Origin of the sequence: Aeromonas bivalvium (assembly GCF_000819765.1) — a bacterium.
GTDB lineage: Bacteria > Pseudomonadota > Gammaproteobacteria > Enterobacterales > Aeromonadaceae > Aeromonas > Aeromonas bivalvium.
Map to the genome: position 1 here is coordinate 95817 of NZ_CDBT01000020.1, position 16686 is coordinate 112502.

At 64.1% G+C, this 16686-nt stretch carries 19 protein-coding genes and 1 riboswitch; of the genes, 17 read left to right on the plus strand and 2 right to left on the minus strand.

Going from position 1 to position 16686, the window contains the following annotated elements:
• Positions 1 to 66: 66 nt before the first annotated feature.
• Positions 67 to 207, plus strand: a riboswitch (molybdenum cofactor riboswitch).
• The 16 genes from moaA (at position 195) to BN1119_RS08065 (ending at position 13392) form a co-directional block, all read left to right on the plus strand.
• Positions 195 to 1178, plus strand: a complete 984-nt coding sequence (gene moaA / locus BN1119_RS07990; protein WP_041996261.1) for a GTP 3',8-cyclase MoaA — start codon at positions 195 to 197, stop codon at positions 1176 to 1178. It overlaps the preceding riboswitch by 13 nt.
• A gap of 242 nt (positions 1179 to 1420) precedes the next feature.
• Positions 1421 to 1930 (plus strand): ferredoxin-type protein NapF, encoded by a 510-nt coding sequence (gene napF / locus BN1119_RS07995; protein ID WP_041996264.1) that lies wholly within the window; start codon positions 1421 to 1423, stop codon positions 1928 to 1930.
• Positions 1927 to 2223 carry a chaperone NapD gene (locus BN1119_RS08000; protein WP_041996266.1) on the plus strand — a complete coding sequence of 99 codons (297 nt, stop codon included), beginning with the start codon at positions 1927 to 1929 and terminating at the stop codon, positions 2221 to 2223. The genes napF and BN1119_RS08000 overlap by 4 nt, the downstream gene beginning before the upstream one ends.
• Positions 2220 to 4709, plus strand: coding sequence for a nitrate reductase catalytic subunit NapA (gene napA / locus BN1119_RS08005; RefSeq protein ID WP_041996268.1), 2490 nt, complete (start codon positions 2220 to 2222; stop codon positions 4707 to 4709). Before BN1119_RS08000 ends, napA begins: the two co-directional genes overlap by 4 nt.
• Positions 4710 to 4813: 104 nt before the next feature.
• The gene (locus BN1119_RS08010; RefSeq protein WP_041996271.1) at positions 4814 to 5269 is read left to right on the plus strand and encodes a nitrate reductase cytochrome c-type subunit; all 456 of its coding nucleotides are present in this window, start codon (positions 4814 to 4816) and stop codon (positions 5267 to 5269) included.
• Between the two features lie 94 nt (positions 5270 to 5363).
• Positions 5364 to 5954, plus strand: a complete 591-nt coding sequence (locus BN1119_RS08015; protein WP_041996274.1) for a cytochrome c3 family protein — start codon at positions 5364 to 5366, stop codon at positions 5952 to 5954.
• A gap of 178 nt (positions 5955 to 6132) precedes the next feature.
• Positions 6133 to 6639 carry a molybdenum cofactor biosynthesis protein B gene (gene moaB, locus BN1119_RS08020; RefSeq protein ID WP_041996276.1) on the plus strand — a complete coding sequence of 169 codons (507 nt, stop codon included), beginning with the start codon at positions 6133 to 6135 and terminating at the stop codon, positions 6637 to 6639.
• 22 nt (positions 6640 to 6661) lie between these two features.
• Complete coding sequence (gene moaC, locus BN1119_RS08025; protein WP_041996279.1) at positions 6662 to 7156, plus strand: cyclic pyranopterin monophosphate synthase MoaC; 495 nt, start codon at positions 6662 to 6664, stop codon at positions 7154 to 7156.
• Positions 7153 to 7398: a molybdopterin synthase sulfur carrier subunit gene (moaD, locus tag BN1119_RS08030; protein ID WP_041996282.1), complete on the plus strand. Its 246-nt coding sequence runs from the start codon at positions 7153 to 7155 to the stop codon at positions 7396 to 7398. Before moaC ends, moaD begins: the two co-directional genes overlap by 4 nt.
• A gap of 2 nt (positions 7399 to 7400) precedes the next feature.
• Complete coding sequence (gene moaE, locus BN1119_RS08035) at positions 7401 to 7880, plus strand: molybdopterin synthase catalytic subunit MoaE (protein ID WP_041996285.1); 480 nt, start codon at positions 7401 to 7403, stop codon at positions 7878 to 7880.
• Positions 7881 to 7941: 61 nt separating this feature from the next.
• Positions 7942 to 8655 (plus strand): molybdate ABC transporter substrate-binding protein, encoded by a 714-nt coding sequence (modA, locus tag BN1119_RS08040; protein ID WP_041996288.1) that lies wholly within the window; start codon positions 7942 to 7944, stop codon positions 8653 to 8655.
• A gap of 207 nt (positions 8656 to 8862) precedes the next feature.
• Complete coding sequence (gene modB, locus BN1119_RS08045) at positions 8863 to 9543, plus strand: molybdate ABC transporter permease subunit (RefSeq protein ID WP_041996291.1); 681 nt, start codon at positions 8863 to 8865, stop codon at positions 9541 to 9543.
• Positions 9540 to 10595 carry a molybdenum ABC transporter ATP-binding protein gene (gene modC, locus BN1119_RS08050; RefSeq protein WP_041996294.1) on the plus strand — a complete coding sequence of 352 codons (1056 nt, stop codon included), beginning with the start codon at positions 9540 to 9542 and terminating at the stop codon, positions 10593 to 10595. The genes modB and modC overlap by 4 nt, the downstream gene beginning before the upstream one ends.
• 67 nt (positions 10596 to 10662) lie before the next feature.
• On the plus strand, positions 10663 to 11442 hold the full coding sequence (locus tag BN1119_RS08055) for an alpha/beta fold hydrolase (protein WP_041996297.1): 780 nt from the start codon (positions 10663 to 10665) through the stop codon (positions 11440 to 11442).
• Between the two features lie 107 nt (positions 11443 to 11549).
• Entirely contained in the window at positions 11550 to 12593 is a 1044-nt protein-coding gene (parM, locus tag BN1119_RS08060; RefSeq protein WP_111872934.1) for a plasmid segregation protein ParM domain-containing protein, read from the plus strand.
• Positions 12586 to 13392 carry a hypothetical protein gene (locus BN1119_RS08065; protein ID WP_244463700.1) on the plus strand — a complete coding sequence of 269 codons (807 nt, stop codon included), beginning with the start codon at positions 12586 to 12588 and terminating at the stop codon, positions 13390 to 13392. The genes parM and BN1119_RS08065 overlap by 8 nt, the downstream gene beginning before the upstream one ends.
• Before the next feature lie 71 nt (positions 13393 to 13463).
• Here BN1119_RS08065 and BN1119_RS08070 read toward each other — a convergent pair whose 3' ends face one another.
• Positions 13464 to 14219, minus strand: coding sequence for a molybdopterin-synthase adenylyltransferase MoeB (locus BN1119_RS08070; RefSeq protein ID WP_041996303.1), 756 nt, complete (start codon positions 14217 to 14219; stop codon positions 13464 to 13466).
• A complete protein-coding gene (moeA, locus tag BN1119_RS08075) occupies positions 14216 to 15442 on the minus strand; it encodes a molybdopterin molybdotransferase MoeA (RefSeq protein ID WP_041996305.1) in 1227 nt (408 codons plus the stop codon). The genes BN1119_RS08070 and moeA overlap by 4 nt, the downstream gene beginning before the upstream one ends.
• 217 nt (positions 15443 to 15659) lie before the next feature.
• Between moeA and folE the strand changes: the two genes are divergently transcribed.
• Entirely contained in the window at positions 15660 to 16316 is a 657-nt protein-coding gene (gene folE, locus BN1119_RS08080) for a GTP cyclohydrolase I FolE (protein ID WP_041996308.1), read from the plus strand.
• The last annotated feature ends 370 nt before the right edge of the window (positions 16317 to 16686 follow it).

Consider the following 16686-nt stretch of genomic DNA (forward strand, 5'->3'; position numbering starts at 1 on the left):
CCGCTACCCCTTCGAAATACCCCATAAGTTGCGTGGGAGTGTACTCGAAGTTGTGCTAGCATCGAAAAACTAGATGAACTCCGAGCATTTTCACCTAAGTCTTCGGATAGGGGGGGAATCGCCGACAGCCGAGGTATCGCGCTGTAAGGGTCAGGAAAGAAATGCCCTGGCCTCCCGTATTTGGAAAGGTGTTTATGTTGCCACTCGAAGATGGTTTTTCCCGTCGCTTTTACTATTTGCGCCTGTCGGTCACCGACGTGTGCAATTTTCGCTGTACCTACTGCCTGCCGGACGGTTACCGCCCTTCGGATGGGCGCAAGTCGTTTCTCTCCCTGGACGAAATCCGCCGCATCGTGTCCGGCTTCGCCGCCATGGGCACCCGCAAGGTGCGCCTGACCGGGGGCGAGCCCTCCCTGCGCCGTGATTTCACCCGCATCATAGAGACGGTGGCCAATACCCCGGGCATCGACAAGGTGGCCATGACCACCAATGGCTATCGCCTGAAAGAGCGGGCGGGCGAATGGCGCGCCGCCGGCCTGACGGCCCTCAATGTCAGCGTCGACAGCCTGGATCCGCGCCAGTTCCACCAGATCACCGGCGAGAACAAGCTGGAGGAGGTGATGGCGGGGATAGAGGCCGCCCTCGAGGCGGGTTTCCCCTCGGTCAAGGTCAATGCCGTCTTGCTCAGGGGGCTCAACGATCATCAACTGGATGCCTTCCTGGCCTGGATCCGCGACAAACCCATCGACCTGCGTTTCATCGAGCTGATGCAGACCGGCGAGATGGACAGCCTGTTTCGCGATCGCCACGTCAGTGGCGAGCAGATCAAGGCGAGACTGCTGGCCCAGGGTTGGCTGACCCAGCTGCGGGGGGTGGACGACGGCCCGGCCCAGGTGTTCCAGCACCCGGCCTCCCGGGGGCGCATCGGCCTCATCATGCCCTACAGCAAGGACTTTTGCGCCGGCTGCAACCGGCTGAGGGTCTCCTCCGTGGGCAAGCTGCACCTGTGCCTGTTTGGCGAGCAGGGGGTGGCGCTGCGGGATCTGCTGGCGGGTGACGAGCAGCAGGATGCGCTGATCGAGCGCATCCGCACCGCTCTGCTCGGCAAGGCGGCCACCCATCACCTGCACGAGGGCAATGCCGGCATGACGCCCCACCTCGCCTCCATCGGCGGTTGAGTCAGCGGCGGCTCAGGTTGCGATCCCATCACCTCATTGGGGGTATCCTGCGGGATATCCCTTTTTGTTATTTGCGCCAAGGGTTTGATCCAGCGCAATAATCCCCCCTGTTTATCCCCCTGGTGGTATATCCCTCCGCTTGTTGAGTCCGCAATATAGGCCCACTATCAGAATAGGTATTCAAGATACCCTTCTTCTTTCGCCTGGCGATGTCGGGCTTTCGGGGCTCACAAGGAGTGGATATGTCCGATGGGGTAAACCTGTCACGCCGACACCTGCTACGCGGCCATCTCAAGGCTGCGGCCCCCGCCGTCCAACTGCCCTGGTCACTGCCCTGGCCCGAATTTGTTGCCGATTGCAGCCGTTGTGGCGACTGCCTGAGTGCCTGCCCGGAGCAGATCATCATCAAGGGCGATGGCGGCTTTCCCGCCCTCGACCTGGGCCTGGGCGAGTGCAGCTTCTGCGGTGACTGTGCCAGCGCCTGCCAGGAGCCCCTGTTTCGCCCGAGGGATCAGCGTCCCTGGGACTATATTGCACAGATAACCGAAGGCTGCCTGGCCAATGGTCAGGTCTATTGTCAGCGTTGCCAGGACAGTTGCGAGGCGAGGGCGATCCGCTTTATCCCCGTCTTGGGGCGTGTCCCCACCCCGAGCGTGGATGCGGCCCTGTGCACCGGATGCGGTGCCTGTGTCGGCGACTGCCCGGTGGGCAGCATCAAGGTGGCCAGCCCGGCCCACAAGGAGCACGAATGAAATCCCATTCCGCCGATGAGCACCCGGAGCAGGAGTATCACGTCTCCAGCCTGGTGGTGCTGACCCAGCCCATGTTGCGCCATCGGCTCGCCGAGCAGATTGGCGCCCTCGACGGGGCCGAAGTGCATGTGATCAGCGAGGAGGGCAAGCTGGTGGTCACCCTGGAAGGACCCAGTCAGCGGCCCATCATGGCGGCCATCGATGCCATCCAGGCCATGCCAGGGGTGCTCTCTGCCGGTCTCATCTACCACCAGTTTGATAACAACGATAAGCAATGTGAGGAAATGTCATGAAGCTGAGTCGACGCGACTTTATGAAGGCCAACGCGGTCGCAGCCGCGGCGGCTGTGGCCGGTGTCAGCGCCCCCACCCTGGCGGCGAACCTGATCACCAGTACCGACAAGACCGCCATCACCTGGGACAAGGCGCCGTGCCGCTTCTGCGGCACCGGCTGTTCCGTGCTGGTGGGCTCCCAGGCTGGCCGCGTGGTGGCGACCCAGGGGGATCCCGATGCCCCGGTCAACCGCGGTCTCAACTGCATCAAGGGCTACTTCCTCTCCAAGATCATGTATGGAGAGGACAGGCTGACCCAGCCCATGCTGCGCATGACCAACGGCAAGTTCGACAAGAATGGCCAGTTCGCCCCCATCAGCTGGGATCAGGCCTTCGACATCATGGCCGAGAAGTTCAAGGCCACCCTCAAGGAGAAGGGCCCGACCGCGGTCGGCATGTTCGGCTCGGGTCAGTGGACCGTATGGGAAGGCTATGCCGCCGCCAAGCTGATGAAGGCGGGTTTTCGCACCAACAACCTGGATCCCAACGCCCGTCACTGCATGGCGTCCGCGGTGGTCGGCTTCATGCGTACCTTCGGCATGGACGAGCCCATGGGCTGCTACGACGACATCGAGCAGGCGGACGCCTTCGTGCTCTGGGGCTCCAACATGGCGGAGATGCACCCCATCCTCTGGTCGCGCATCTCGGATCGCCGCCTCTCCCACCCGGATGTGCAGGTACATGTGCTCTCCACCTTCGAGCACCGCAGCTTCGAGCTCGCGGACAACGGCCTGGTGTTCACGCCCCAGACCGATCTGGCGATCCTCAACTACATCGCCAACTACATCATCCAGAACGACAAGGTGAACTGGGACTTCGTCAACAAGCACACCCAGTTCCGCAAAGGGGTGACCGACATCGGCTACGGCCTGCGTCCGACTCACCCGACCCAGCAGAAAGCCAAGAACCCGGACAGCGGCGACTCGACCCCCATGAGCTTCGACGACTTCGCGAAATTCGTGGCGGATTACGACCTGGAGTCCGTCTCCAAGCTCTCCGGCGTCCCCAAGGACAAGCTGGAGAAGCTGGCCCAGATCTATGCCGATCCGGACAAGAAGGTGGTCTCCTACTGGACCATGGGCTTCAACCAGCACACCCGCGGCGTCTGGGCCAACAACCTCTGCTATAACATCCACCTGCTGACCGGCAAGATCTCCCAGCCGGGCTCGGGTCCCTTCTCCCTGACCGGCCAGCCCTCCGCCTGCGGCACGGCGCGGGAAGTGGGCACCTTCGCCCACCGCCTGCCCGCGGACATGGTGGTCACAGACCCGAAACATCGCGCCATCGCCGAGAAGATCTGGAAACTGCCGGAAGGCACCATTCCCGAGCAGGTGGGCTATCACGCCGTGTTGCAAAACCGCATGCTCAAGGACGGCAAGCTCAACGCCTACTGGGTGATGTGCAACAACAACATGCAGGCCGGCCCCAACATGAACGAGGAGGGGCTGCCCGGTTATCGCAACCCGGCCAACTTCATCGTGGTCTCCGACCCTTATCCGACCGTGACCGCCCAGGCGGCCGACCTCATCCTGCCCACCGCCATGTGGGTGGAGAAAGAGGGGGCCTACGGCAACGCCGAGCGCCGTACCCAGTTCTGGCACCAGCAGGTGAAGGCGCCGCAAGGAGCCAAGTCCGACCTGTGGCAGCTGATGGAGTTCTCCAAGCGCTTCACCGTGGAAGAAGTGTGGCCGGCGGAGCTCATCGCCAAGATGCCGGAAGTGAAGGGCAAGACCCTGTTCGAGGTGCTCTACGCCAACGGCCAGGTGAACCAGTTCCCGAAAGAGCAGAGCAAGGGGGCCCTGAACGACGAGGCCGAGCACTTCGGCTTCTACGTGCAGAAGGGCTTGTTCGAGGAGTATGCCTCCTTCGGTCGCGGTCATGGTCACGATCTCGCGCCCTTCGATCAGTATCACGAGGCGCGCGGCCTGCGCTGGCCCGTGGTGGACGGCAAGGAGACCCTGTGGCGATATCGCGAAGGGTTCGACCCCTATGTGAAAGCGGGCGAGGGGGTGCGCTTCTACGGCAAGCCCGACGGCAAGGCGGTGATCTTCGCGCTGCCCTATGAACCGGCCGCCGAGGCACCGGATAAAGAGTACGACATGTGGCTCTCCACCGGTCGTGTGCTGGAACACTGGCACACCGGCACCATGACCCGCCGGGTACCCGAGCTCTATCGCGCTTTCCCGGATGCGGTGCTGTTCATGCACCCGGAAGATGCCAAGGCTCGCGGCGTGCGCCGTGGCGAAGAGGTGATCGTCTCTTCCCGCCGAGGCGAGGTGAAGACCCGCGTCGAGACCCGCGGCCGCAACCGTCCGCCCAAGGGGCTGGTGTTCATGCCCTTCTTCGATGCCAGCCAGCTGGTCAACAAGCTGACTCTGGATGCCACGGATCCGCTGTCGAAAGAGACGGATTACAAGAAGTGCGCGGTCAAGGTCGTCAAGGCCTGAGGCGACGGGAGATAAGCGCCCCTGCCCCCCGTTTGCGGGGGCACGGGCTCGCTGCCCAGGGGGCCTGATTGGCCCTTTGTGGAAAAATGTTCGGAGAATCAATAATGAAGAAGCTGATTGGAGCAATGCTGGCCTGCCTGATGGCGGGGAGTCTGATGGCCGCCCAGGGGCAGATCACCACGGAGAGCGGCGGCGTCAAGTCACTGCGCAACAGTGCGGATCTGGCGGTGGAGGCCCCGGCTGCCCAGCTGAAGAATTTTCGCAAGGACGGCGACCTCTACGATCGCCAGTACATGCATCAGCCGCCGCTGGTCCCCCATGACATTCGCAACTACGAGATAGACACCAAGGTCAACAAGTGCCTGGCCTGTCACAGCTTCAAGAATGCCAGCGTCATGAAGGCCCCCAAGATAAGCCCCACCCACTTCGAGGCCCGGGACGGCATGACCCTGGGGGAAGTGTCGCCCCGTCGCTACTTCTGTCTGCAGTGCCATGTGCCGCAAGCGGATGCCAAGCCGCTGGTGGGCAACAGCTTCAAGCCGGTCGAAGCCCTGAACTAAGGAGTCCATAGATGAAATTATCCGGCTTTTTACAGTGCCTTCGAGACACCTTCAAGTCCCCCTTGAATGAAGCCCTGAACTGAGGAGTCCACAGATGAAATTACCCGGCTTTTTACAGCGACTCTGGGTCACCTTCAAGTCACCGTCGAAGGCGGCGCTCTGGGTACTGCTGATGATGGGCTTCTTCGGCGGCGTCATCTTCTGGGGCGGCTTCAACACCGCCATGGAGGCCTCCAACACAGAGGCCTTCTGCACCAGCTGCCACGAGATGAAGGACAATGTGTTCGTGGAGTACCGCGATACCATCCACTACGCCAACCGCTCCGGGGTGCGCGCCAGCTGCCCCGATTGCCACGTGCCCCACGAATGGACCTACAAGATCATTCGCAAGGTGCAGGCATCCAAGGAGCTGTGGGGCAAGATGACCGGCAAGGTGGATACCCGCGAGAAGTTCGAATCCCATCGCCGGGAGATGGCGGAGCGGGAGTGGAAGCGGATGAAGGACACGGATTCGCGCGAGTGCCGCAACTGCCACAACTTCGAGTACATGGACTTCTCCCTGCAAGGCAGGCGCGCCGCCCAGATGCACTCCACCAACCTGGCCAGCGGTGAGAACACCTGCATCGACTGCCACAAGGGGATAGCGCACCAGCTGCCCGACATGACAGGGGTCAAGGGATTCTGATCCCGCCCACCCAGAACGAGAGGCCGGGGGATCCCGGCCTCTTTGCGTCGGGGTCTTGCCCCGGGCAGACCGGGCTCCCACCCCGGATGAAACTCCCCCTTTCCCATCAACCTTTGTTAGAATCGGCGACTCGCCCGGCGCAAGCGGGCCGCCTTCTGTGCAGTAACGGAGTCAGACCATGGCACAACAGAACCGGACTTTTCTTCCCCTCAACATTGCCGTTCTGACGGTGTCGGACAGCCGCACCGCCGCCGATGACAGCTCGGGCGACTATCTGGTCGACGCCCTGACCGAGGCCGGCCACCGCCTGGCCGATCGCGCCCTGCTGGCCGACAACCTGTTCCGGATCCGGGCCCAGGTGAGCCAGTGGATCGCCGATGAAGGGGTGCAGGTGGTGCTTGTCAACGGCGGCACCGGCTTCAACGAGCAGAACCGGGTGCCCGAGGCGGTCGGCGTGCTGTTCGAGCGCACTGTGCAGGGCTTTGGCGAGCTGTTCCGCCAGCTCTCCTTTGCCGAGATAAAAGGCTCGGCCATGCAGAGCCGCGCCCTGGCGGGGCTGGCCAACAAGACCCTGATCTGCTGCCTGCCGGGCTCCACCGGCGCCTGCCGACTCGGCTGGGAGCAGCTCATTCGGGATCAGCTCGATGCCCGCACCCAGCCGTGCAACTTTGTCTCCCACCTTTGAACGTCATCCCCGAGGAGAGCAGATGAACCTGACCCATCTCAACCAGAGCGGCGAGGCCCACATGGTGGATGTCACCGACAAGCAGGTCACCCAGCGGGAGGCCCGGGCCGAGGCCTTCGTGACCATGGCCCCCGCCACCCTGGCCCTGATCCTCGGCGGCCAGCACCACAAGGGGGACGTGTTCGCCACCGCCCGCATCGCCGGCATCATGGCGGCCAAGAAGACCGCCGACCTCATTCCCCTGTGCCATCCCCTGGCCCTGACCCGGGTGGAGGTGGAGATTGAGCCCCAGCCCGAGCACGACAGGGTCCATATCCGCACCCTCTGCAAGCTCTCTGGCAAGACAGGGGTGGAGATGGAGGCGCTCACCGCGGCGTCCGTGGCGGCACTGACCATCTACGACATGTGCAAGGCGGTGCAAAAGGACATGGTGATCGAGCACGTCAGGCTGGTGGAGAAGAAGGGCGGCAAGTCCGGCCACTTCCAGCTGGGGTCGGATGCAGGAGAAAAAGCATGATAAAGGTACTGTTTTTTGCGCAAGTAAGGGAGCTGGTGGGCTGCGACGAGCTCAGCCTGCCTTGCGATTACGCCAGTGCCGACGCGCTGCGCGCTGCCTTGTGCGAGCGGGGCGACAAATGGGCCCTGGCACTCGAATCCGGCAAGCTGCTGGTGGCGGTCAATCAGACCCTGGTGCCGCTTGAGACGCCGCTCAAGGATGGCGATGAAGTCGCCTTCTTCCCACCGGTGACGGGAGGCTGAGGATGAGCGAGGCAACCATGACCGATCGCATTCTGGTGCAGCGGGCCGACTTCTCCCTGGGGGAGGAGTATGAGCGCCTCGCCACCCGCCACGACAGCGGTGCCATCGTCACCTTCGTCGGCAAGGTGCGGGACTTCAATCAGGGGGAGCAGGTCTTGGGGCTCTCCCTTGAGCACTACCCCGGCATGACCGAGAAGGCGCTGGCGAACATAGTCGCCGAGGCCCGTGGCCGCTGGCCGCTGCAGGAGTGCACCCTCATTCATCGCATCGGCGATCTGCTGCTTGGGGATCAGATCGTGCTGGTGGCGGTGAGCAGCGCCCACAGGGACGCCGCCTTCGAGGCCTGCCACTTCATCATGGATTTTTTGAAGACCCGGGCACCGTTCTGGAAAAAAGAACTGACCGCAGAGGGGGACCAACGCTGGGTCGAGGCCAAGGATAGCGACAACGACGCCGCTGCCCGCTGGCAACAAGGGGAGTAAATTCGTCAGGATCCCCGTGACAGAGCTGCAAACAGACACAGGTTTAAACAGGAGTAAGGGAATGAAAAAGCTGTTATCCGTGGTGTTGCTGAGTGCTTGCGCCACAGCCGTGCAGGCCGACGAGGTCAAGGTGGCCGTGGCCGCCAACTTCAAGGGCACCATAGAGCGCATCGGCAAGGCGTTCACCGCCAAGACCGGCCACAGCGTCGTCATCAGCTCGGCGGCCACCGGGGTGCTCTACACCCAGATCAGCCACGGTGCCCCCTTCGATCTCTTCCTCTCCGCCGATGTGAAGACCCCGCAAAAGCTGGAGGCAGAGGGCAAGGGAAGCGATCGCTTCACCTACGCCATCGGCAAGCTCGGCCTGTGGCAGAAGGGGGGGCCGGCCCCTGACGAGGCCACCTTGCGCAACTGGCAGGGCAACCTGGCCATCGCCAACCCGAAAACCGCGCCCTATGGCGCCGCCGCCATGGCGACCCTGGCCCACCTCAAGCTCGATCCCAGGCAGTATCGGGTGCTGACCGGCACCAACATCAGCCAGACCTGGCAGTTTGTCGACACCGGCAACGCCGAGCTGGGCTTCGTCGCCTGGGCCAATCTGGTGGAGGCGGGCAAGACCGGCGAGGCCTGGGCCGTGCCGGGGGATTATTACCCCGCCATCGAACAGCAGGCCCTGGTGCTGAAGAAAGGGGCGGCGGTGGAGGCGCTGGTCGCCTGGCTCAAGGGGCCAGGACAGGCGCAGATCGAGGCGGCGGGTTATGCCTTGCCGCAGTGATGGCATGGGCCTGACGCATCACCCCGAGTGGCCGCCCCTGGGGTCGGCCACGGCTTGCAATGAGAGACTCTGCATATGGTTGTCGGCACCTACCCGGGAGGCGGGCGATGAGTGAAGGGGATCTGCTGGCGGTGTTTGACTCGACCCTGAAGCCACGTCCTCGCCCCATGGCTTCGCATTTCTCATTCAAACCCGGGAGGGGCCTCTATGAGTGAAGGGGATCTGCTGGCTGTCTGGCTCACCCTCAAGCTGGCGGCCAGCACCACCGCCATCCTGCTGCTGCTGTCGCCGCCGCTTGCCTGGTGGCTGTCGCGCAGCCAGCACAGGCTGCGGCCGCTGGTGGAGGCCCTGGTGGCCCTGCCCCTGGTGCTGCCGCCGACCGTGCTCGGCTTTTATCTGCTGCTCGCCTTTTCGCCGCAGTACGGCCTCGGCGCCTGGTGGCGGGAGACCTTCGGGACGCCGCTCGCCTTCAGCTTCCTTGGCCTGCTGTTTGCCTCCATCCTCTATTCGCTCCCCTTCGTGGTGCAGCCCCTTACCTCCGCCTTCGTCAACATGGGCAACAAGGAGCTGGAGGCCGCCGCCACCCTGGGGCTGGGGCCCCTTGAGCGCTTCTTTCAGATCATCCTGCCGATGACGCTGCCGAGCTTCGTGATGGCGGCGGCGCTCGGCTTTGCCCACACCCTGGGGGAGTTTGGCGTGGTGCTGATGATAGGGGGCAACATCCCCGGCGAGACGCAAGTGCTCTCCATCGCCCTGTTTGATCACGTGGAGGCCATGGATTACGGCCACGCCCACCTACTGGCCGGCGGCCTGATGGGCTTCTCCCTGGTGATGCTGGTGCTGGTCTATGGCGTCTTGCAGCGCCGGCAGCGGAGGTTGTTCGGATGAGCCTGCACCTCAGGGCCAGCCGTGCGTTCGGCCCCTTCACCCTGGCCTGCGATCTGGCGCTGCCCCTTGGCGGCATTCTCGGCCTGTTTGGCCCCTCGGGTTGCGGCAAGAGCACCCTGCTGCGCATCATCGCCGGGCTGGACCGCGCCCCGCTGGACGTTCTGCGCTGGCAGGGGCGGGATCTGGCGGCCCTGCTGCCCGAAGCGCGCCGCATCGGCCTGGTGTTCCAGGACGCCCGCCTCTTTCCCCATATGACGGTGCTCGGCAACCTGCAACTGGCGGCGGGCAAGGGGCGAGGGCGCTGGCAGCCCGAGGCACTGGCGGAGCGGCTCGGCTTTGCCGATCTGCTGGGGCAGCCCGCCCACGGCCTCTCCGGCGGCCAGCGCCAGCGGGTGGCCCTGGGACGGGCCCTGCTGGCGGAGCCGGATCTGCTGCTGCTCGATGAGCCCTTCTCGGCGCTGGATAGCCGCAGCCGCATCCATCAGGCCCATGTGCTCAAGGGGTTGCAGCGCGAGAGCGGCATCCCCATGATTTTCGTCAGTCACGCCATGGAGGAGGTGAGCCTGCTCTGCGATCAGCTGGTGCTGCTGGCCGATGGCAGGCTGGAGGCCCAGGGCAGGCCGAGCGAGATCTTTGCCCGCACCGATCTGTCGCTCGCCAGCCGCGACGATGTGGGGGTCATGCTCTCGGCGACCCTGGCCCACTACGACGACGCTGAGCAGATGGCGACCCTGCAACTGGGGGATCAGAGCCTGATGGTCACCATGGAGCATGCCCCCGACGAGACAGGGGAGTTGCAGATCAAGGTGGCGGGGCGGGATCTGGTCATCGCCACCGCTCCCATCGCGCACTCCAGCCTCTCCAACTGCCTGGTGACCCGGCTGCTGGAAGTGAGGGAGGTGAGGCCCGGGCAAACCCTGTTGCAGTTGGGGCTGGGGCAGCAGATACTGCTGGCCCGGATCACCAGCCGCTCCGCCAGACGGCTGGTGCTGGCGCCAGGGCAGCAGATATATGCCTATATCAAGGCGGTGAGCCTGGTGGGAGAGGGCTGAGGGGCGTGGCGCCACAGCCCGGGCAACAAGGCCAGAGGCCGCTATCGAGTCGAGAGGGAGAGTGCGGGTGCGTCGCAATCAGGTAATGAAATCCCATGGATTGGCCTTGCGCAGCGCGGGGGAGGGCCCCTTGCTGCTCCTGCTGCACGGCCTTGGCTCCTCCAGTCTCGACTGGCAGGCCCAGATCGAGCACTTCTCCCACGGCTACCGGGTGGTGGCCCTGGATCTGCGCGGCCACGGCCAGAGCAGGCAGGAGGGGCCCTTCGATGTGCCCACCCTGGCGGCGGACGTGGCCCGCTGGCTCGAGGAGCAGCCCGGCCCCGCCTGGGTGGTGGGGTTGTCGCTCGGGGCCATGGTGGCCCTGGAGCTGGCGCTGCAACTGCCGGGCAAGGTGAGCGGCCTGGTGCTGGTCAACGGTTTCAGCGAGTTCTTGCTGGAGACGGCAAAAGAGCAGGAACGCTACGCCATGCGCCTCAAGTGGCTGCGCTGGTTCGGCATGCGGCCGCTGGCCTGGTGGCTGGGGCGCGAGCTCTTTCCCGGCCCCGAGCTCGCCCGGGTGCGTCGCACCTTCCGGCTGCGTTTCGTGCAGAGCAACAGGAAGAAGACCTACAAGGCGCTGCTCGGCGCCCTGCCAGGCTGGTCGGTGCGCGCCCGCCTCGGCGCCATCCGGCAGCCGGTGGCCATCATCTCCACCAGTCACGACTACCTGCCGCTCGCCAAGCGGGTGGAGCAGTTTGCCGCCCTGCCCAACGCCACTGTCCACACCCCCCAGGGCCACCACGCCTGGCCAGCGGAAGATCCTTCGAGGTTTAATGATTTGCTTCAACGGATTTTAGAAAGCCATTAGACTTGTCGCCTTTATAACCCGTGTATGTAGTGGTCCGATCGCCTTGGCCTGGCAGGGTACAAGGCAATCGGACCATGCTGTCTGCCCTACCCATAGGTGTTTCCCATATGTCTGAAGTAATGAAGATGGCCATCGATGATGGCTCGACCAACGTCAAAGTCAGCTGGATCGACAACAAGACGCTCAAGACCATCATCTCCCCCAACTCCTTTCGCAAGGATTGGAAAAGCGCCGCATTGCGCAAAGACAAGAAGATCTACAACTACGAGATAGGCAATACCAAGTACACCTATGACGCCACCTCGGACAAGTCCCTGGCCACCACCCACGTGGAGTACCAGTACGACGATCTGAACCTGCTCTCCGTGCACCATGCCCTGCTGCAGACCGGGGTGGCCCCCTGCGACGTGGCCATCACGGTCACCCTGCCCATCACAGAGTTCTACCACCCGGACGATTGCCAGCGCAACGAAGAGAAGATCGAGAAGAAGCGGCGCAACCTGCTGCGGGCCATCAGCCTCAACAAGGGGGAGCTGTTCAACATCGTCAGCGTCGAGGTGATGCCGGAGAGCCTGCCTGCGGCCCTCTCCCGCCTGATTGGCTCGGGCTGCAACGAGTTCACCAAGACCCTGGTGATCGACTGCGGCGGCACCACCCTGGACATGGGGATCATCGTCGGCGAGTTTGACGATGTCTCCGATGTGTATGGCAACAACGAGATCGGCGTCTCCATGGTGACGGACGCGGTGCGCAAGGCCCTGGCCGCCGCCGACAGCGATTCGAGCTATCTGGTGGCCAACGAGTTCATCAAGCGCCGCCACGACATGGGCTTCGTGCGGGACGTGGTCAACGACGAGAGCCAGATCCCCAAGATCCTCGAGAAGATGCAGAACAAGATCGACGAGCTGGGCAGTCAGGTGGCCCACGAGGCGAAGAAGTTCGCCAAGAACCCGAACCGTGTCTATCTGGTGGGGGGCGGCGCCTCGCTGATCTTTGACGCCATCAAGGCCGCCTATCCCACCCTGGGTGAGCGGGTGGAGCTGCTGGACGATGCCCAGTCCGCCCTGGCCCGGGAGATTTGTCTCTATACCACGGAAGAGGAGGAGGTCTATCGCGAGGCGCCCCAGCTGGCCGAGGTTGCGGATGAGTAGTCAGCTCAAGCGCATGACCTTCTCCATCTACATGGATCCGGGTGCGCTGGAGTCTGATCGCTATGCGGTAGGGGTACTGCAGAACTGGTATCAGCGGGCGCGCAAGATCCAGGATGGCAGCGAGGAGTTCGACTTCTCCAAGAGCCGCTTTCACAAGGACATCTATCTCTCCGGCATGTTCCTGTATGTGCTGGCCCCGAACCTGTGCAAGGCGATAGCCAATGCCCTGGGGCCCGAGCAGGTGAGCCTGACCACGCTGCGTCACGCCTTCGCCAGCTGCGGCTTCCATCTGGGAGAGGGGGCGGGCCCTGGCGCGACCGACACCCTGATCGACGAGATAGTGGCCAGACTGGCCCCCCAGCTTGGCCAGGACAACAGTGACCGCATGGTGGAGGAAATAGTGAAGCGCCTGGGTCAGCCCCAGGCCATGGCGACCCCGGATCAGCTGGTGGAGGAGATAGTGAGCCGCCTCGGCGAGCAGCAGCCCACCGAGCTGTGGGATGAGCTCAGGCAGGGGCTGCCTGCCCCGCTGGATCACGATCTGCTGGCAGAGGCCATCGCGGGCAAGTTGCCGACGGTGGGCGGGGAGGCGGATCTGGCCCCCCTTGCGGGCAGTCTGCAACTGCTCTCCCGCCAGCTGGAGGAGCAATCCCGGCTTATTCGCGAGCAGCACAGGCTGATCCAGCGTCTGGCCAGCGCCCCCCAGGGCATGCCCGGGGAGGCGTCAGAGCCCCTCATCGAGGATCTCTCGAACCAGGTGGCCAACATGAAGAAGGTCAAGGCCAAGGGGATCTTCTAGCGCGTCCCTGCATGGCAAAGACAAAAAGCCGAACCCTGGGGTTCGGCTTTTTCATGGATGGGATGTGCCGCTCAGGGGCGGGAGCAGACCGGGCAGTCCGGGCGCTTGGGGAGTGTCAGCTCGCGAAAGCGGCCACTGAGGCCGTCAATGAGCAGGAGACGCCCTCGATAGCTGGTGCCCATGTCGGCCAGCAGCTTGATGGCCTCCAGGGCCTGCAGGCTGCCCACCAGCCCCACCATGGGGGCCAGGATCCCCGCCTCGACGCAGCTGAGGGCCTGCTCGCCAAACAGCGAGCTCAGGCAGGCGTAGCAGGGCTCGTCCTCCTGCCAGGTGAAGCTGCACAGCTGCCCCTCCAGCCGGATGGCGGCGCCGCAGACCAGGGGCACTCTGTGCTGGCGGGCACGTTGGTTGAGCAGATTGCGGATGGCGACATTGTCGGTACAGTCGAGCACCAGCTGGTGGCGCGGCAGCAGGGCATCGAGCAGCGCCTCGTCGGCGAGGGTGGCGTGGGTCTCCACCTCGAGCCAGGGGTTGAGGGCGCGCAGGGTGGTCGCCGCGGACTCCACCTTGAACTGGCCGACCCGCTCGTCGCTGTGCAGCACCTGGCGCTGCAAATTGGAGAGCTCCACCCGATCGAAATCCACCAGGGTGAGCCGGCCGACCCCGGCCACCGCCAGATACTGGGCGGCGGCGCAGCCCAGGCCCCCGGCGCCGATGACCAGCACGCTGGCCTGCTTGAGCGCCTCCTGCCCCTCGAAGTCGAAGGAGGTGAGCACTATCTGGCGGTTGTAGCGCAGGAGCTCGGCGTCGCTCAGGATCTCGCTCACAGCAGCAGTCCCGAGAAGGGCTCGACGGTGACCGTCTCACCGGCGGCCACCTTGCCGCGCTCCTGCTCGAGGACGATGTAGCAGTTGGCCCGGGACAGGGAGCTGAACACCCCGGAGTCCTGGGAGCCGGTGCTGCGCACCTCGAGGCCATCCGGGCCCGCGCTCAATATGCCGCGCTGGAAGTCCTGGCGCCCCGGGCTCTTCTTGAGGGGCTCTGCCGCCAGGGCCTGGAGGCGGAGCGGACGTGCGAACTGCTGGCCGGCCAGCCTGGCCAGGGCCGGTTGCACCAGCTGATCGAAGGTGACCATGGCGGAGACGGGGTTGCCCGGCAGACCGAAGAACCAGGCGTTTGGCAACCGGCCGAAGGCGAAGGGTTTGCCCGGCTTGATGGCCAGCTTCCAGAAGCCGATCTCGCCGAGTTCTTCGAGCAACTGCTTGGTGAAGTCCGCTTCCCCCACCGAGACGCCGCCGGTGGTGATCAGGGCATCCGCCTCGCGGTCGGCTTGCTGGAAGGCGGCGCTCAGGGCCGCCGGATCGTCCGGGATGATGCCAAGGTCCAGGCACTCTATGCCCATGCGGCTCAGCATGGCCCTGACCCCGTAGCGGTTGGAGTCGTAGATGTCCCCGTGCTGGAGCGGGGTGCCCACCGGCTTGAGCTCGTCCCCCGTGCTGAAGATGGCGACCTTCAAGGGGCGGTGCACCGAGACGCTGGCGATGCCAAGGGATGCCAGCAGCGGCAGCTCGCGGGGGCTCAGGCGCAGGCCGCTCTCGAGCACCCGGGACCCTTGCGCCAGATCCTCGCCACGGCGACGGATGTTCTGGCCGGCTACGGGGTGAGCCAGGAAAGTGATCCCGTTGTCGCCGGCTTGCGTTTCTTCCTGCATCACCACCGCGTCCGTCCCTACGGGCACGGGGGCACCGGTCATGATGCGGATGCAGTGGCCGGCGGGCCAATCCCCGTCATAGGGCTGGCCGGCGAAGGCCTTGCCCGCCACGGGCAGCGGCGCCCCGGCGGCGAGATCGGCAAGGCGCACGGCATAGCCGTCCATGGCGGCGTTGTCGAAGGGGGGCACCGAGAGGGGGGAGAGGATGTCGCTGGCCAGCACCCGGTCAAGGGCCTCGGGCAGGGGCACGGACTCGGCCTCGCAGCGGCAGTCGAGCCGGGCCAGCATGCCTTGCAGTGCATCCTCCAGGGAGCGCAGTGCGCCGTTATCAAATCCCATCGTCATGACCTCTTGGGTAAGGAAAACTGTGGTGTGGGGGGATTATCCCAAAATCCCCCCCGAATGGGCAGGCGATCGGGGCAGTAAAACACCTCGTATTAACATAAAGTCAGGGCATGGGGCGCAGTTGACTTGAAATATGAGGCCAATCGCCGTTTACTATGCCGCCACAAGCCCTGTGGGTCATACCATTCCCTCTGCGTGGGAGAGAGACAAGATGATGAGCTTAAGTCAGGAAGCCTTGCTGGTCAGGGAAGCCCTGGTGGCCGAAGGGCTGGAGACCCCTCTGGTCGCCAATGCGCTGAACAGCCAGCAGAAAAAGGAGAAGATCGAGGGCCACATGAGATCCATCATGGAGACGCTGGGGCTTGATCTTGCCGATGACAGCCTGGCCGAGACGCCGCACCGCATCGCCAAGATGTACGTGAACGAGATCTTCGCCGGCCTCGATTACGCCACCTTCCCCAAGGTGACGGTGATCGAGAACAAGATGAAGGTGGACGAGATGATCATGGTCAAGGATATCAGCCTGACCAGCACCTGCGAGCACCACTTCGTCACCATAGACGGGCTGGCCCACGTGGCCTATATCCCCCGTGGCAAGGTGATTGGCCTGTCGAAGATCAACCGCATCGTCCAGTTCTTCGCCCGCCGTCCCCAGGTGCAGGAGCGGCTGACCCAGCAGATCCTGCTGGCGTTGCAGACCCTGCTCGGCACCAAGGATGTGGCCATCAGCATAGCCGCGACCCACTATTGCGTGAAGGCGCGTGGGGTGATGGACTCCACCTCCTACACCACCACCACCTCCCTGGGTGGGGTGTTCAAGACTCAGCCAGATACTCGCGCCGAGTTCCTGGCCGGCCTGAAACGCTAGGCCACTGACACTAAGAGGAGGGCAATGCCCTCCTCGGTTTTTTCTGCCTCTCCTCCCTTGCTATCTCGCCCTCTTCTCCCGCAATGCTTGCCGCCTGTCCCCATGGGTCACTACCCCTCGGGGAGGGGCTCAAGATTGCCGTTTGAAAAAAGGGTTAAGGGATCCTGCCAGGCGGTCGATATAACAGCCCTGTGCCCGGCTCCCCGAGTCCGGACACAGGTTGAGCGGCAAGATCGAGTCCATGGACCAGGCCTTGCCGCCTGCCGTCATGCTCGCCTCGCTCCCGTGGGATAGGGAGTCAGCAAGGCTGGACGCGCAGCCAGGGATGGGGGTCACCACCACACGAGCCAGGAAGGCACAGACAGGACGA

What these genes read in the sequence shown, in the direction of transcription:
- BN1119_RS08065 (WP_244463700.1), top strand. Translation starts at nt 12,586, where the DNA reads ATGAGTAGTCAGCTCAAGCGCATGACCTTCTCCATCTACATGGATCCG.
- BN1119_RS08015 (WP_041996274.1), top strand. Translation starts at nt 5,364, where the DNA reads ATGAAATTACCCGGCTTTTTACAGCGACTCTGGGTCACCTTCAAGTCA.
- napF (WP_041996264.1), top strand. Translation starts at nt 1,421, where the DNA reads ATGTCCGATGGGGTAAACCTGTCACGCCGACACCTGCTACGCGGCCAT.
- moaA (WP_041996261.1), top strand. Translation starts at nt 195, where the DNA reads ATGTTGCCACTCGAAGATGGTTTTTCCCGTCGCTTTTACTATTTGCGC.
- modB (WP_041996291.1), top strand. Translation starts at nt 8,863, where the DNA reads ATGAGTGAAGGGGATCTGCTGGCTGTCTGGCTCACCCTCAAGCTGGCG.
- parM (WP_111872934.1), top strand. Translation starts at nt 11,550, where the DNA reads ATGTCTGAAGTAATGAAGATGGCCATCGATGATGGCTCGACCAACGTC.
- moaD (WP_041996282.1), top strand. Translation starts at nt 7,153, where the DNA reads ATGATAAAGGTACTGTTTTTTGCGCAAGTAAGGGAGCTGGTGGGCTGC.
- folE (WP_041996308.1), top strand. Translation starts at nt 15,660, where the DNA reads ATGATGAGCTTAAGTCAGGAAGCCTTGCTGGTCAGGGAAGCCCTGGTG.
- moeA (WP_041996305.1), bottom strand. Translation starts at nt 15,442, where the DNA reads ATGGGATTTGATAACGGCGCACTGCGCTCCCTGGAGGATGCACTGCAA.
- BN1119_RS08010 (WP_041996271.1), top strand. Translation starts at nt 4,814, where the DNA reads ATGAAGAAGCTGATTGGAGCAATGCTGGCCTGCCTGATGGCGGGGAGT.
- moaB (WP_041996276.1), top strand. Translation starts at nt 6,133, where the DNA reads ATGGCACAACAGAACCGGACTTTTCTTCCCCTCAACATTGCCGTTCTG.
- modA (WP_041996288.1), top strand. Translation starts at nt 7,942, where the DNA reads ATGAAAAAGCTGTTATCCGTGGTGTTGCTGAGTGCTTGCGCCACAGCC.
- napA (WP_041996268.1), top strand. Translation starts at nt 2,220, where the DNA reads ATGAAGCTGAGTCGACGCGACTTTATGAAGGCCAACGCGGTCGCAGCC.
- BN1119_RS08000 (WP_041996266.1), top strand. Translation starts at nt 1,927, where the DNA reads ATGAAATCCCATTCCGCCGATGAGCACCCGGAGCAGGAGTATCACGTC.
- modC (WP_041996294.1), top strand. Translation starts at nt 9,540, where the DNA reads ATGAGCCTGCACCTCAGGGCCAGCCGTGCGTTCGGCCCCTTCACCCTG.
- moaE (WP_041996285.1), top strand. Translation starts at nt 7,401, where the DNA reads ATGAGCGAGGCAACCATGACCGATCGCATTCTGGTGCAGCGGGCCGAC.
- moaC (WP_041996279.1), top strand. Translation starts at nt 6,662, where the DNA reads ATGAACCTGACCCATCTCAACCAGAGCGGCGAGGCCCACATGGTGGAT.